General features: G+C 61.0%; 13 protein-coding genes. 6 read left to right on the top strand and 7 right to left on the bottom strand.

Annotation, left to right across the window (positions count from 1 at the left end; translation table 11 throughout):
• Nucleotides 1-4: 4 nt before the first annotated feature.
• The 5 genes from V8J63_RS10510 to V8J63_RS10530 all read right to left on the bottom strand — a co-directional run bounded on the left by V8J63_RS10510 (nt 5) and on the right by V8J63_RS10530 (nt 6,125).
• A complete protein-coding gene (locus V8J63_RS10510; RefSeq protein ID WP_073474453.1) occupies nt 5-1,132 on the bottom strand; it encodes an acyl-CoA dehydrogenase in 1,128 nt (375 codons plus the stop codon).
• 142 nt (nt 1,133-1,274) lie between these two features.
• Complete coding sequence (locus V8J63_RS10515; RefSeq protein WP_336464002.1) at nt 1,275-2,468, bottom strand: acetyl-CoA C-acyltransferase; 1,194 nt, start codon at nt 2,466-2,468, stop codon at nt 1,275-1,277.
• 12 nt (nt 2,469-2,480) lie between these two features.
• Nucleotides 2,481-3,242: an SDR family NAD(P)-dependent oxidoreductase gene (locus V8J63_RS10520; RefSeq protein WP_041480381.1), complete on the bottom strand. Its 762-nt coding sequence runs from the start codon at nt 3,240-3,242 to the stop codon at nt 2,481-2,483.
• An 18-nt stretch (nt 3,243-3,260) separates the two neighbouring features.
• Nucleotides 3,261-4,925: an AMP-binding protein gene (locus V8J63_RS10525; protein WP_336464003.1), complete on the bottom strand. Its 1,665-nt coding sequence runs from the start codon at nt 4,923-4,925 to the stop codon at nt 3,261-3,263.
• A 183-nt stretch (nt 4,926-5,108) separates the two neighbouring features.
• The gene (locus V8J63_RS10530) at nt 5,109-6,125 is read right to left on the bottom strand and encodes an AraC family transcriptional regulator (protein WP_024012945.1); all 1,017 of its coding nucleotides are present in this window, start codon (nt 6,123-6,125) and stop codon (nt 5,109-5,111) included.
• Nucleotides 6,126-6,384: 259 nt separating this feature from the next.
• Between V8J63_RS10530 and efeU the strand changes: the two genes are divergently transcribed.
• Genes efeU through efeO (V8J63_RS10550) form a run of 4 tightly spaced genes read left to right on the top strand, consistent with a single transcriptional unit; the run spans nt 6,385 to nt 10,584 of the window.
• Complete coding sequence (gene efeU, locus V8J63_RS10535; protein ID WP_041480384.1) at nt 6,385-7,224, top strand: iron uptake transporter permease EfeU; 840 nt, start codon at nt 6,385-6,387, stop codon at nt 7,222-7,224.
• A gap of 8 nt (nt 7,225-7,232) precedes the next feature.
• Nucleotides 7,233-8,417, top strand: a complete 1,185-nt coding sequence (efeO, locus tag V8J63_RS10540; RefSeq protein ID WP_336464004.1) for an iron uptake system protein EfeO — start codon at nt 7,233-7,235, stop codon at nt 8,415-8,417.
• A 17-nt stretch (nt 8,418-8,434) separates the two neighbouring features.
• On the top strand, nt 8,435-9,733 hold the full coding sequence (gene efeB, locus V8J63_RS10545) for an iron uptake transporter deferrochelatase/peroxidase subunit (protein WP_336464005.1): 1,299 nt from the start codon (nt 8,435-8,437) through the stop codon (nt 9,731-9,733).
• A 26-nt stretch (nt 9,734-9,759) separates the two neighbouring features.
• On the top strand, nt 9,760-10,584 hold the full coding sequence (gene efeO / locus V8J63_RS10550; protein WP_130901520.1) for an iron uptake system protein EfeO: 825 nt from the start codon (nt 9,760-9,762) through the stop codon (nt 10,582-10,584).
• A 120-nt stretch (nt 10,585-10,704) separates the two neighbouring features.
• Here efeO (V8J63_RS10550) and pssA read toward each other — a convergent pair whose 3' ends face one another.
• Nucleotides 10,705-12,048, bottom strand: coding sequence for a CDP-diacylglycerol--serine O-phosphatidyltransferase (gene pssA / locus V8J63_RS10555; RefSeq protein WP_130887281.1), 1,344 nt, complete (start codon nt 12,046-12,048; stop codon nt 10,705-10,707).
• Nucleotides 12,049-12,263: 215 nt separating this feature from the next.
• Between pssA and V8J63_RS10560 the strand changes: the two genes are divergently transcribed.
• On the top strand, nt 12,264-12,827 hold the full coding sequence (locus V8J63_RS10560) for a TetR/AcrR family transcriptional regulator (protein ID WP_122698296.1): 564 nt from the start codon (nt 12,264-12,266) through the stop codon (nt 12,825-12,827).
• 54 nt (nt 12,828-12,881) lie between these two features.
• Nucleotides 12,882-13,361, top strand: coding sequence for a nuclear transport factor 2 family protein (locus V8J63_RS10565; protein WP_197891536.1), 480 nt, complete (start codon nt 12,882-12,884; stop codon nt 13,359-13,361).
• Between the two features lie 151 nt (nt 13,362-13,512).
• Here the strand turns inward: V8J63_RS10565 and V8J63_RS10570 are convergent, their stop codons facing one another.
• Nucleotides 13,513-13,716, bottom strand: coding sequence for a hypothetical protein (locus tag V8J63_RS10570; RefSeq protein ID WP_125926840.1), 204 nt, complete (start codon nt 13,714-13,716; stop codon nt 13,513-13,515).
• Nucleotides 13,717-13,860: the final 144 nt, after the last annotated feature.

Below are 13,860 nucleotides of genomic sequence, written 5' to 3' on the forward strand. Positions count from 1 at the left end.
CTTGTCAGAGATTGCGCGAAATGACCATGCGCTGAATGTCGCTGGTGCCTTCGTAGATCTGGCAGACGCGCACGTCGCGGTAGATGCGTTCCAGCGGGAAGTCGTTGAGGTAACCGTAACCGCCGAGGGTTTGCAAGGCCATGGAACAGACCTTCTCGGCCATTTCCGAGGCGAACAGCTTGGCCATCGACGCCTCGACCAGCGCCGGTTGGCCGCTGTCACGCAAGGCTGCGGCGTAATGCACCATCTGCCGGGCGACGGCAATTTGCGTGGCCATGTCCGCCAGGCGGAACGCCACGGCCTGATGCTCGATGATCGGCTTGCCGAAGGTGTCACGCTCGCGGGCGTAATCACGGGCGGCTTCGAATGCGGCGCGGGCCATGCCGACGGCTTGTGAGGCGATACCGACGCGGCCGCCTTCAAGGTTGGCCAAGGCAATCTTGTAGCCCTCGCCCTCCTCGCCAAGGCGGTTGGCCACCGGCACTTTCACATCTTCGAAGAGGATCTGGCAGGTGTCGGAGGCGTGCTGGCCGAGTTTGTCTTCGACTCGCGCGACTTTGTAGCCGGGCGAGTCGGTCGGCACGATAAACGCGCTGATCCCGCGTTTGCCGGCGCTCGGGTCAGTCACGGCAAACACGATCACGATGCCGGCGTTCTGCCCGGAGGTGATGAACTGTTTGCAGCCGTTGAGCACGTAGTGATCGCCTTCCAGTCGTGCGCGGGTTTTCAGGCTGCTGGCATCGGAACCGGCCTGCGGTTCGGTCAGCGCGAACGCACCGAGCATGGCGCCGCTGGCCAACGGTTTGAGGAAGCGTTCACGCTGGTCGTCATTGCCGAACTTGAGAATCGGCACGCAGCCGACCGAGTTGTGCACGCTCATGATCGTCGAACAGGCACCGTCGCCGGCGGCGATTTCTTCCAGGGCCATGGCGTAGGCCAGGTAGCCGGTGTCACAGCCGCCCCACTGCTCCGGCACGAGCATGCCGAAGAAGCCCAGCTCGGCCATCTCGGCGATGGCTTCCTTGGGGAAACGGTGTTCGCGATCCCACTCGGCGGCGAACGGCTTGAGCCGCTCCTCGGCAAACTGCCGGGCCATGTCGCGGATCTGGGTTTGGTCTTCGTTGGGGATCATGGTGATTCCTTCAAATCTGAGTACGACATAGAACCCTGTGGGAGCGAGCCTGCTCGCGAAAGCGGTGTCTCAGTCACGCATGTGCCGGCTGAAACGACGTCTTCGCGAGCAGGCTCGCTCCCACAGTTGATCGGCGATGCCTTCAGTAAACGCATTCCACAGCCATGGCCGTGGCTTCGCCGCCGCCAATGCAGATCGCTGCAATGCCGCGCTTGAGCTGTTTCTGCCGCAGCGCCGCGAGCAACGTCACCAGAATCCGCGCCCCCGATGCACCGATCGGATGGCCCAGCGCGCAGGCGCCGCCGTGCACGTTGAGCTTGTCGTGGGGAATCTCCAGGTGCGTCATCGCCGCCATGCCGACCACGGCAAACGCTTCGTTCACTTCAAACAGATCCACTTGATCCAGCGCCCAACCGGTCTTCTTCACCAGTTTCTTGATCGCGCCAATCGGTGCGGTGGGAAACAGCCCAGGGGTATCAGCGAACGCAGCGTGGCCATGAATCACCGCCAGCGGCTTGAGGCCCAGTTGCTGCGCGTGGGACTGGCGCATCAGCACCAGCGCGGCCGCGCCGTCGGAAATCGAGCTGGAGTTGGCCGCGGTGACCGTGCCGCCCTCGCGGAACGCCGGTTTCAGCGAGGCGACTTTGTCGAGTTTGGCTTTTGGCGGCTGTTCATCGTTGCTGATCACTACCTGCTCTTTGCCGACGGTCACCGTCAGCGGGACGATTTCGTCCTTGAAGCTGCCATCCTTGATCGCCTGTTGCGCGCGGGTGGTCGAGGCAATGGCGAAAGCGTCCTGCGCCTCGCGGCTGAAGCTGTTGGCCTCGGCGCAATCCTCGGCGAAGGTGCCCATCAGGCGGCCCTTGTCGTAGGCGTCTTCGAGGCCGTCGAGGAACATCGAATCGAGCACGCGGCCATGGCCCATGCGATAGCCGGCGCGGGCGCGATCGAGCAGGTACGGCGAGTTGGACATGCTTTCCATGCCGCCGGCGATCACCACGTCGGCACTGCCGGCAAGCAGCAAGTCGTGGGCCATGATGGTGGTCTGCATGCCCGAGCCGCACATCTTGTTGACCGTGGTGCAGCGCGTCGATTTGTCCAGCCCGGCGCCCAGCGCAGCCTGTCGTGCCGGCGCCTGGCCGAGGCCGGCAGGCAGTACGCAACCGAACAGCACTTCATCAACCGCATCACTGGCGACACCGGCGCGTTCAACCGCAGCCTTGATCGCCGCCGCGCCGAGTTGCGGTGCGCTGAGGCTTTTCAGCTCGCCCTGAAAACCGCCCATCGGTGTGCGGACGGCGCTGACGATAACAATCGGATCGTTGGCAATAGTCATGACTAATCCTCCTTACTTGGCGGCCATGCGCAAGGCGCCGTCGAGACGGATCACCTCGCCGTTGAGCATGCTGTTTTCGATGATATGGCGCACGAGCGCGGCGTATTCGGCGGGCTTGCCCAGACGCGGCGGGAATGGCACGCCGGCGGCCAGCGAGTCGCGCACTTCCGGGGTCATGCCGGCCATCATCGGCGTTTCGAAAATGCCCGGTGCGATGGTCATCACGCGGATGCCGAAGCGCGCCAGTTCGCGGGCGGCCGGCAGGGTCAGGCTGGCGATCGCGCCTTTCGAAGCCGAGTACGCAGCCTGGCCAATCTGACCGTCGAACGCTGCGACCGAGGCGGTGTTGATGATCACGCCACGCTCGCCGTCAGCATTGGCTTCGCTCTCGGCAATGGCCGCAGCGGCCAGGCGCAGCATGTTGAAACTGCCGATCAGGTTGACGTTGATCACTTGCGCAAAGCTGCTGAGCGCGTGAGGGCCATTCTTGCCGAGGATCTTCTCGCCACGCACGATGCCCGCGCAGTTGATCAGGCCGTTGAGGCTGCCAAATGCGGCAACGGTCGCCTGCACAGCGGCTTCGGCGGCAGCTTCATTGCTGATGTCGGCAACCACACTTTGCGCACCGAGGCGCTGGGCCTGCGCGGCGACGGCTTCGGCGTTCATGTCGACCAGCATGACTTTGGCGCCGGCACTGACCAGCAATTCAGCGCTGGCGGCACCGAGGCCTGAAGCGCCGCCGGTGACGATAAAAACCTTGTTCTCGATCTGCATGACGGTGTTTCCTTGGATTCAAGCTGAAACGTTGTGCGCCGCGGCCTCTTGAGCCTTGGCGATTTCCTGGTTGCGCAAGATAAAGCGCTGCAATTTGCCACTCGGGGTTTTGGGCAATTCGCTGACAAATTCGATTTCACGCGGGTACGAATGCGCGGCCAGACGCTTGCGTACGTGTTGGCGCAGTTCTTCGGCCAGCTCCGGCGCGGCGCGGTACTGCGCGCTCAGCACGACGAAGGCTTTGACCAGTTCGGTGCGTTCCGGGTCGGGCTTGCCGACGACCGCCGCTTCGACCACGGCAGGGTGTTCGATCAGGGCACTTTCCACGTCGAACGGGCCGACGCGGTAGCCCGAAGTAGTGATCACATCATCACTGCGGCCGACGAAGCTGATGCTGCCGTCCGGGTTCCACTCCACGGTGTCGCCGCTCAGGTAGTAGTTGCCGACGAAGGCCTTGGTCGGCGCGCCTTCGTAGCCGCCGAACCAGCACATCGGCGACTGCGGGCGGTCGATGGCGAGGATGCCCGGCTGACCGACGCCGAGTTCGTTGTATTGCTCATCGAGCACGACGATGCGATGGCCCGGCGAAGCGAAACCAGCGGCGCCGACATGCACCGGGTGCTCGAGGCCGTGGTGGTTGCACAGCACCATGCCCAGTTCGGTCTGGCCGTAATGATCGTGAATGACCACGCCGAGGTTGTCAGCGAACCAGCGGATCACTTCCGGGTTCAGCGGCTCACCGGCGCTGCTGACGATGCGCAGCTTGCCCTTGATCGATTTTGCGAACTCCTCTCCCCCGGCTATCAGCAAGCGATAGGCAGTGGGCGAGCCGGTGAGATTGGTAATGCCGTATTTGTTGATCACCCGGCAGGTGCTTTCGAGGGTGAACGGGCCATCGTAGAAGGTAATCGGGTGGCCCAGCGCCAACGGCCCGGTCACGCCGAAATAAATGCCGTAGGCCCAGCCCGGATCGGCGACGTTCCAGAATGCGTCTTCAGGACGCAGGTCCACCGCATCGCGGGTGTAGCTCTGGAAAGCGACGATGGCTTTGAGCGGTACTGACAGCGCTTTCGCCGGCCCCGTGGTGCCCGAGGTGAACATCAGCAGGAACGGGTCTTCGCCGGTCAGCAATACCGGCTCGCAGACATTGGAATAGTTGGCCAGCTCAGCCCAGAAACTGAAATCACCACGTACGATGCCCTGACCTTTGGCTCCACCAACGGTGACGATGGTCGGGCATGCGCTGACTTCACTGAGCTTGGGCCGATTGACCGCGTCGGTGACGACGACTTTCGCCCCGGAACTGTTCAGGCGATGTTCAAGAGCTTTCGGCCCGAATGCGGTAAACAGCGGCTGATACACCGCGCCGATGCGCCAGGTGGCGAGCACGGTGATGAGTAATTCGACGTTGCGCGGCAGCAGGCCGGCGACCTTGTCGCCCTTCTGCACGCCCTGGGCGAGGAGGAAATTGGCGAAACGCGCGGCTTTGTCTTGCAGATCAGTGAAGGTGTAAGTCGCACTTGAGCCGTCGCGACCTTCCCAGAACAACGCAATACGCCCGGGCAAGGCATGGCGGTCGCAACATTCGACGCAGGCGTTGAGCGCAGCGAGCGTGCCGCTGAGCGATGCATCGACGGTGTGCTGATAGTTGAACTGTTCGGTGGCAGACAAGTAATCGCGCATTGCCAGAATCCCTCGGTGTTTTTATTAGGCTGGGAACCGTAAACAACACAGGGATAGTCGCGCCGCGCGGGGCTCGGGGCAATGGTCAAAGTTATCAAAGTGGCTGACTGGTTTGGCCAAGCCTTTTAAGGGAATGGTCACGCGGCCCTGGGTGGGAGCGAGCCTGCTCGCAAAGGCGTCGGGTCAGACCACCTCATTGAGGATCAGCGTGCGGTAATGCCCCGGGTTCGACCCGGACCATTTGCGAAACGCCTTGTAGAACGAACTGGCATCCGCAAAGCCCAGCCGTGCAGCAATCTCGACGAAACTGATCGAGGGCTCTGCCAGCCAGGTGATTGCCAATTCCTTTCGCACGCTGTCCTTGAGACCCTGATAAGTCTGCCCTTCCTCGGCCAGACGCCGGCGTAATGTCGACGCGGACATGCACAGTTGCTGGGCCAGCGCCTCGGTTTCCGGCCAGTGCTCGGCGGGCACTTGCCGCAGATCCTGCTTGATCCGGCTGGCGAGGCTGTCGGGGTCGCGGTACTTGACCAGAATGTTCGCCGGCGCCTGGGCCAGGAAGCGCTTGAGTTCTTCGGCACTGCGCTTGATCGGCAGATCGAGACAATCGGCGGAAAAGATCATTCGTGTTCGCGGACGTTCGAAACGCAGGTTTTCCGAAAACATCACCCGATAGTCATCAGTGAAATCCGGTTCGGCGCAGCGCAGTTCAATGGCGAGAATCGGAATCCGCCGCCCGGCCAGCCAGCACGCGACGCCGTGCACGATCATCCAGTAAGTGAAATAGGTGAAGGCGCGGCGCGGTTCGGCGTCGTCTTCGAGCAGGACGATTTCCGCCAGGCTCTGCTGATGCACCAGTTGCGCCGGCAGTTTTTCCAGCATCAGCGACAGGAATGTCAGACCGGTATCCAGCGCCGCCGCCAGCGTCGGTTGCGCCATTGCGCTGCGACACAGAAACGCCAGGCTGCCGGACTTGAGCGGGCGTGGGTCCATGCCGAAGAACTCGTCATCACCGCGTCGTGCCAGCAGGCGCCAGAGTCTGGCGTATTGCGAGGCCGGCACCCTGCCCTCATCGGCCGCTAACAAAGCCGGATCGATGCCGACCTTGCTCAACGCCTCATCCGTCGCCGCGCCCGGGGCACAACTTTGCAGCAGCGCTTCGCGCACCAGTTGAATGGCAATGGTGTCTTTTTCTGCCATGGAGCGAGGTGAGCCTTGTTGTTTTTTGGGTGGTGGGCATCTTAACCCAGCTGCTGAAGTCACCGCAGGGCCAATGTGGGAGCGAGCCTGCTCGCGAACGCGGTGTGTCAGATAAACAAATGTCACAGGCATACCGCATTCGCGAGCAGGAATGACAGTTGTTCAGCTAAGGTTCAGCTAAATGTCAATGAATGCCATTTGGGAATGAGTGTCATTATGTTACAACTTAGCCTCCTATCTAAATCGCTGTGGCTCGCCAATGCTCGTTCCCTTTTTGATCATGTTGCGCGAAGGCATCGAGGCCGCGCTTATCGTCGGCATCATTGCCAGTTATTTGCAGCAGACCGGCCGTGGTCAATGGATGCCAGCGGTATGGATCGGCGTCTTCCTCGCCGCCGCCCTTGCCCTGCTGGTCGGCGGTGGCCTGGAGCTGGTCAGTGCTGAATTCCCGCAAAAGCAGCAGGAGTTGTTCGAAGGCGTGGTCGGTCTGGTCGCCGTGGGCATTCTCAGTTCGATGGTGTTCTGGATGCGCAAGGTCGCGCGGTCGATCAAGCACTCGCTGCAAGCCTCGCTGGATCAGGCGCTGACGCAATCCAGGCATCAGGTGATTGCGTTGATCGCCATGGTCTTCTTCGCCGTCGCTCGCGAAGGCCTGGAAACGGTGTTCTTCCTGCTCGCCGTGTTCCAGCAAAGCGAAGGCCCGGGCGCGCCGATTGGCGCCCTGCTCGGCCTGATCCTGGCGGTGATCGTCGGTTTCCTGATCTACAGCGGCAGCATGCGCCTCAATCTCTCGGCGTTCTTCAAGTGGACCGGATTGTTCATCCTCGTGGTCGCCGCCGGGATTCTCGCCAACTCGGTGCAGGCGCTGCATGAAGCCGGGCTGTGGAATCACCTGCAAACGGTGCTGTTCGACTTCAGCGCGACGCTGCCGATGGACGGCCCGCTGGGCTCGGTGCTGGCCGGCATGTTCGGTTATCAGGATGCGCCGACCGTCAGCACCTTGGGCGCGTACCTGATTTATCTGCTGCTGGCACTGGTGATGTTCTTCATGCCCGCGCCTCGCCAGGCGACGCCAACCACTTCCGTTTCCAGCCAATAAGGCCCTTCATGTCTACTACCCAAACCCCTCCGGCCCTGCGTTGGGCGCTGGCCGGCTCGGTGCTGCTGATGGTCGCCGCCGGCGGGCTGTTCTGGTACGCCTCGAACATGGCCGCCGCCAAGCGTCAGCACAACCATGACGAAATCGTCGTCAACATCCATCCACACAGTTGCGAGCCGAACGCACTGACGGTGCCGGCCGGCCGCGCGAGTTTCCGCATCGTCAATCGCTCCGAGCGTGCGGTCGAGTGGGAAATTCTCGACGGCGTGCTGGTGGTCGAAGAGCGGGAAAACATCGCGCCGGGCCTGAGCCAAGTGATCAACGCCAACCTGCAACCGGGCGACTATGCGATCACCTGCGGCCTGCTCAGCAACCCGCGCGGCACCTTGCACGTCACACCGACGGCCGCTTCCGATGCCGCCGCCAAGGCCAAGCCATCGATGGTGGCTTTCGTCGGGCCGCTGTCGGAATTTCGCGTGTATCTGGCCGTTCAGGGCAGCGCGTTGATCAAAGCGGCGACGGCGCTGAACCAGGCGATCGCCAGTGGTGATCTGGCGCAGGCGCAAGCGTTGTACCTGCCGGCGCGTGCCGCTTATCAGCGCCTGGCGCCGGCGGCGCAGCGCCTGGCCGAGCTCGACAATCGAATCAATGCCCGCGCCGATTACTTCGAAAAGCGCGAGCAGGATCCGGCCTTTGTCGGTTTCCATCGCCTCGAATACGCGCTGTTCCAGCAGCGCAATCTCGACGATGTCACGCCGATTGCCCAGCGCTTGCTCGCAGATGTCACCACCCTCAAGCAACAGTTGCTCGCGCAGTCACTGCCGCCGGAGCAACTGGTGGGCATCGTCGTGCGCAACCTCAACAGCCTCGCCGAGGTGCGCGCCGGCAGCGGCGAGGAAGAACGCTACAGCCACAGCGATCTCAACGGTTTCGCCGCCAACGCGCAGACCGCGCGCAAGGTCGTCGACCTGTTGCGCCCGATGCTGAGCAAATCCGCCGCTGACGTGTTGGGGAATATCGACCAGGCCATGAGTGACTTCGACAACCAGCTCAACGCGTACAAATCCGCCGATGGCTACGTCAGTTACGACGCCGTGACCGCCGCGCAACGCCAGCAGATCGCCGCCAAAGCCAAGGCTCTGGCCGCGGCAATGGATGGCATCGACCCCGCCCTCGGCCTTTCCGGCCTGTAAGCAGAAGACCACGACAGATGAACGATTCAGAACCTCTCAACCTGCAACGACGTCGCGTGCTGATGGGCATGGGCGCCGCCGGTGTCGCCCTTGCCGGATCGGCGCTGAGCTGCCCGGCCATGGCCGCGCAGCCTGCGCAAGTCACCGAAGCGCCCAGCAGCGACAAGACCGAAGACCGCCACGATTTCCACGGTCTGCACCAGGCCGGCATCGTCACCCCGCGCCCGGCCTCCGGGATGCTGGTGGCGTTCGATGTGCTGGCCAGCGATCGCGAAGACCTCGAGCGGCTGTTCCGCACCCTCAACGAACGCATCGCGTTTTTGATGAAGGGCGGCCCGGTCGCGCAGGTCGACCCGAGACTGCCACCGCTGGACTCCGGCATTCTCGGCCCGGTGGTCACCCCGGACAACCTGACCATCACCGTCTCTGTCGGCGATTCGCTGTTCGACGAGCGCTTCGGTCTGGCGGCGGCAAAGCCCAAGCGTCTGCAACGCATGGTCGGCTTTCCCAACGATGCGCTGGACGCCGATTGCTGCCATGGCGACCTCAGTCTGCAGTTCTGCGCCAACACCGCCGACACCAACATTCACGCCCTGCGCGACATCGTCAAAAACCTGCCTGACCTGCTGCTGGTGCGCTGGAAACAGGAAGGCAGCGTGCCGCCGCAAGCGCCGGCCAAACCCGGCGTACCGGCGCAGTCGGCGCGCAACTTCCTCGGTTTTCGCGATGGCTCGGCCAACCCCGATTCCAACGACGCCAAGGCCATGGAGCGGATTGTCTGGGTACAACCGGACAGTGACGAACCGGCCTGGGCTGCCCACGGCAGTTATCAAGCGGTGCGCATCATCCGCAACTTCGTCGAGCGCTGGGATCGCACGCCGTTGCAGGAGCAGGAAAGCATTCTCGGCCGGGTCAAGAGCAGCGGCGCGCCCATCGGCGGCCACAAGGAAAGCGAAGTGCCGGATTACAGCAAGGACCCCGCCGGCAAACTGACCAGGCTCGATGCGCACATTCGTCTGGCCAACCCGCGCACCGCCGCGACCCAGGCCAATCTGATCCTGCGTCGGCCGTTCAACTACTCCAACGGCGTCAACAAGAACGGCCAGCTCGACATGGGCCTGCTGTTCATCTGCTACCAGGCCGATCTGGAAAAAGGCTTTATCACCGTGCAAACCCGACTCAATGGCGAGCCGCTTGAGGAATATCTCAAACCGGTCGGCGGCGGTTATTTCTTCACCCTGCCCGGCGCTACCGGCGATGACGATTTCATCGGTCGCTCGTTACTCGCTGCCACCTCCCAAAACAAAACCGCATGACACCCAACCGACACTGGAGCCGCCCCATGAAAAAGACGCCACTCGCGTTATTGCTGACCCTTGGTTTGCTCAACACCCCGCTGGCGGCGTTTGCCGCGACTGCACCGCTGGATCTGGTGGGACCGGTGTCGGACTACAAGATTTACGTCACCGAAAAGCTCGATGAACTGGCCAGCCACACCCAGCAGTTCACTGACGCGGTGAAGAAAGGCGACTTGGCGACCGCGCAGAAGCTCTACGCGCCGACGCGGGTGTATTACGAGTCGATCGAGCCGATTGCCGAGCTGTTCAGCGATCTCGATGCGTCCATCGACTCGCGTGTCGACGATCACGAAAAAGGCGTAAAGGCCGAGGACTTCACGGGCTTTCACCGGATCGAATATTCGTTGTTCGCGGAGAAATCCACCCAAGGCCTGGACGCATTGGCGGACGGTTTGAACAAAGACGTGCAGGATCTGCAAACCCGTGTGGCCGGTCTGACCTTCCCGCCGGAGAAAGTCGTTGGCGGCGCTGCTGCGCTGTTGGAAGAAGTGGCGGCGACGAAGATTTCCGGCGAGGAAGACCGCTACAGCCACACCGATCTGTATGACTTCCAGGGCAATATCGACGGCGCCAAGAAGATCGTCGATCTGTTCCGCCCGCAGATCGAACAGCAGGACAAGACGTTCGTAGCGAAAGTCGACAAGAACTTCGCCACGGTCGACAGGATTCTGGCCAAGTACAAGACGGCGGATGGCGGGTTTGAGACCTACGACAAGGTCAAGGACAACGACCGCAAGGCGCTGGTCGGGCCGGTGAATACGCTGGCGGAGGATCTTTCGATGATGCGCGGGAAGTTGGGTCTGAATTAAATCTTCAGCGCCTCATCGCGGGCAAGCCCGCTCCCACAGGTATCTAGGTGTGCACAGGCTTTGTGAACGACATCGAACACTGTGGGAGCGGGCTTGCCCGCGATAGCGATTTCAGCAGCGCTAGAGAATCCGGTAGAGCAACCGCTCAATCCTCACCCGACTCACCCGCTTGAGAAACTTCGCCACCCCTGCCGGGTAATCTGGCAGTGTCTCCAGGGTCTGGAAACTGTCGATCCGCGTGGTATGGCGGAAGATGTTTTCCAGCTCTTTCGCCCGTGGCTCCAGCCATTCGCCTTTCGGATCGTCGATCAGCAGCGCGTTTTCCAGATCCAGGCGGAACGCCCGTGGGTTGAGGTTGTTGCCAGTCAGCAAGGTGTAGCGCTGATCGATCCACATGCCTTTGAGGTGATAGGTGTTGTCACCGTCGCGCCACAAGTGCAGGTTCAATTGGCCGCTGTCGATGCTGTGCTGATGGCGTTTGGCGAAGCGGCGCAGGCTGATCTCGTACAGATACGGCAGCGCGGCGATCACCTTGAACGGCTCGCTCGGCGGAATGTAGAAATCGTTGGCGGTCTTGTCGCCAACCACGATGTCGATCTTCACACCCCGGGCCAGCGCTCGGTTGATCTCACGGATCACGCCCAGTGGCAGGTTGAAGTACGGCGTGCAGATGGTCAGCTGCTTCTGTGCGCTGGCGATCAGTTCGAGAATCGCCCGGTTCAGCGGGTTGTTCTTGCCGACGCCGAGCAGTGGCGTGACCGATAGACCTTCTCGGCTGGTGCTGCCGGCGCCGGTGTCATAAGTCGCGTATTTCAGACGGCTGCGCAGATCGCCGATGTCGTTGCGCAGGCTGCGGGTAGTCGGCAGGTTGGGCAGGTCGAGGCGGTGCACGGCTTTCGATTCGATCAGGCCATGCTTGACCAGGTGATGCATCGAATCCGCCAGCTCGCGACTGTGCAGCACGTGGTAACGGTCGAAACGGTACTTGTCGAGTTTGTGCAGATAGACGTTGTTGAGGCTGGCGCCGCTGTAGACCACCTTGTCGTCAATCACGAAGCCTTTGAGGTGCAGCACGCCGAACAGCTCGCGGGTCTGCACCGGCACGCCGTAGATCGGCACTTCGCTCTGGTGCGTGCGGGTCATGTCCTGATACCAGGCGGCGTTGCCCGGCTGCTTGCCGGCGCCAATCAAACCGCGCTGGGCGCGCAACCAGTCGACCACCACGGCGATTTCCAGCTCGGGACGCTTGAGCTTGGCCGCGTGCAGGGCATCGAGGATTTCCTGACCGGCTTCGTCCTGCTGCAAATACAGCGCGACGATGTAGATGCGCTGGGTCGCTGCGGCGATTTGCTCGAGCAGGCAGCGTCGGAATTCGGCAGCACTGGACAGAATGCTCACCGCCTCGGCGGTCAGCGCGAAGCTGCGCAGTTTGGGCAGCAGAGAACGTTTGAAAAGCAACGGCATAAGGCTCGCAAGGTTCGATTCCGAAGAGTTTGAGAGCTTACACCATCGTCTGCGCCGGGTCTTGTCAGTGTCCGTAATGGCCCCTTCGCGAGCAGGCTCGCTCCCACCGTTGAAATGCATTTCCCTGTGGGAGCGAGCCTGCTCGCGAAAGCGTTTTCACACACGCCGAAGAAAATCGCTTGACCAAGGAGAACACTCGTTCTACTGTTAGCCACATGAACGAATCAATCAGCAATGACACACGCGACATCATTCTGGATGTCACCGAAAAGTTGATCTACAAAAGTGGCATCGCTGCCACCAGCATGGATCTTCTGGTGAAGACTGCCGGCGTCTCCAGAAAAAGCATTTATCGTTACTTTGCCGACAAAGACGCACTGGTTGTCGCGGCCCTTCAGCGGCGCGATGTTCGCTGGATGCACTGGTTCACGCATGCTGTCGATCAGGCCGAAACCCCGACCGATCGCCTGCTCAACCTGTTTACCGTGCTCAAGGGCTGGTTCGACTCGGAAGGCTTTCGCGGCTGCGCCTTTATCAACACCAGCGGCGAAACCGGTGATCCGCAGGATCCGGTGCGGCTGGTGGCCAAAGAACATAAACAGAAGCTGCTCGACTACGTGAGCAAGCTGTGTACCGAATATGGTGCCGAGGATCCGCAACTATTGGCCAGGCAGTTGCTGATCCTGATTGAAGGCGCCATTACCGTAGCGCTTGTGATGGGTGATCACAGTGCCGCCGATAATGCGCAATGCATGGCGCGAAAGTTATTGGGCCTGTAACTCTTAATAAGCCGGACTTGTTGTTCATACATTAAATGAATCAGGAGATTGAACATGTCGACTGCAGCCCAGGTACGTCCGCCATTGCCGCCATTCAACCATGCGTCAGCGATCGAGAAGGTGCGTCTGGCCGAGGATGGCTGGAACAGCCGCGATCCGGAGAAGGTGTCGCTCGCTTACACCCTCGATACCAAGTGGCGCAATCGCGCCGAGTTTGCCAACAGCCGCGAAGAGGCCAAGGCATTTCTGACGCGCAAGTGGGCGAAGGAACTCGATTATCGATTGATCAAAGAACTCTGGGCCTACTCCGATACGCGTATCGCCGTGCGTTATGCCTATGAATGGCACGACGATTCGGGCAACTGGTTCCGCTCGTACGGTAACGAGAACTGGGAGTTCGACGACAACGGCCTGATGTTCCAGCGCTATGCCTGCATCAACGACATGCCGATCAAGGAAAGCGAGCGCAAATTCCACTGGCCGCTGGGCCGCCGGCCGGATGATCATCCGGGGCTGAGTGAACTTGGCCTGTAAATTCACATAAGTCCCCTGGGAGAGCAGTTAACCTGCTAGCGATAGCGGATCGTCATTCAATGAATGTGTTGAATAACCGATCGGCATCGCCAGCAGGCATGTTCCTATCATTTCTCCTGACCGGTTACCGGTAGAGTTCCCTGTTCTCGCCTTAATATTCCGCAGTTTTTTCCTCCCAATCAAAATCCGGATCCGTCTCATACTCGTAGGTAACCGTTGCCGAGTGTGATGCCGGGTGCATCTGAACCTTCGTAATCACCAGGATTTTTCCAGCTACAGTTCGGTTTTTGATGGTTTTATCCCGAGCGTCTTGTTCGGTTTCTTTAGTTCCGTGCAGGTCAACAATGAACTCCATCACCCATTCTCCTTTAAGTACCTTTTCACTCGCACAACAGCGAGAAGGGTCAATGCTGGCCTTCTATACAAAATCTGGCACCTGTGAAACCTGACAGGTTTTTATATTGATTCGAACTAGCCACCGCTGCTAAACAGGTATTTC

This window comes from Pseudomonas sp. CCNWLW23 (genome assembly GCF_037095675.1).
GTDB classification, from domain to species: domain Bacteria; phylum Pseudomonadota; class Gammaproteobacteria; order Pseudomonadales; family Pseudomonadaceae; genus Aquipseudomonas; species Aquipseudomonas atacamensis.

Bases quoted from the DNA above. Each gene is read 5' to 3' on its own strand.
- V8J63_RS10560 (WP_122698296.1), top strand. From the start codon at position 12,264: ATGAACGAATCAATCAGCAATGACACACGCGACATCATTCTGGATGTC.
- V8J63_RS10525 (WP_336464003.1), bottom strand. From the start codon at position 4,925: ATGCGCGATTACTTGTCTGCCACCGAACAGTTCAACTATCAGCACACC.
- efeB (WP_336464005.1), top strand. From the start codon at position 8,435: ATGAACGATTCAGAACCTCTCAACCTGCAACGACGTCGCGTGCTGATG.
- efeO (WP_130901520.1), top strand. From the start codon at position 9,760: ATGAAAAAGACGCCACTCGCGTTATTGCTGACCCTTGGTTTGCTCAAC.
- pssA (WP_130887281.1), bottom strand. From the start codon at position 12,048: ATGCCGTTGCTTTTCAAACGTTCTCTGCTGCCCAAACTGCGCAGCTTC.
- V8J63_RS10530 (WP_024012945.1), bottom strand. From the start codon at position 6,125: ATGGCAGAAAAAGACACCATTGCCATTCAACTGGTGCGCGAAGCGCTG.
- V8J63_RS10570 (WP_125926840.1), bottom strand. From the start codon at position 13,716: ATGGAGTTCATTGTTGACCTGCACGGAACTAAAGAAACCGAACAAGAC.
- V8J63_RS10515 (WP_336464002.1), bottom strand. From the start codon at position 2,468: ATGACTATTGCCAACGATCCGATTGTTATCGTCAGCGCCGTCCGCACA.
- V8J63_RS10520 (WP_041480381.1), bottom strand. From the start codon at position 3,242: ATGCAGATCGAGAACAAGGTTTTTATCGTCACCGGCGGCGCTTCAGGC.
- efeU (WP_041480384.1), top strand. From the start codon at position 6,385: ATGCTCGTTCCCTTTTTGATCATGTTGCGCGAAGGCATCGAGGCCGCG.
- V8J63_RS10565 (WP_197891536.1), top strand. From the start codon at position 12,882: ATGTCGACTGCAGCCCAGGTACGTCCGCCATTGCCGCCATTCAACCAT.
- V8J63_RS10510 (WP_073474453.1), bottom strand. From the start codon at position 1,132: ATGATCCCCAACGAAGACCAAACCCAGATCCGCGACATGGCCCGGCAG.
- efeO (WP_336464004.1), top strand. From the start codon at position 7,233: ATGTCTACTACCCAAACCCCTCCGGCCCTGCGTTGGGCGCTGGCCGGC.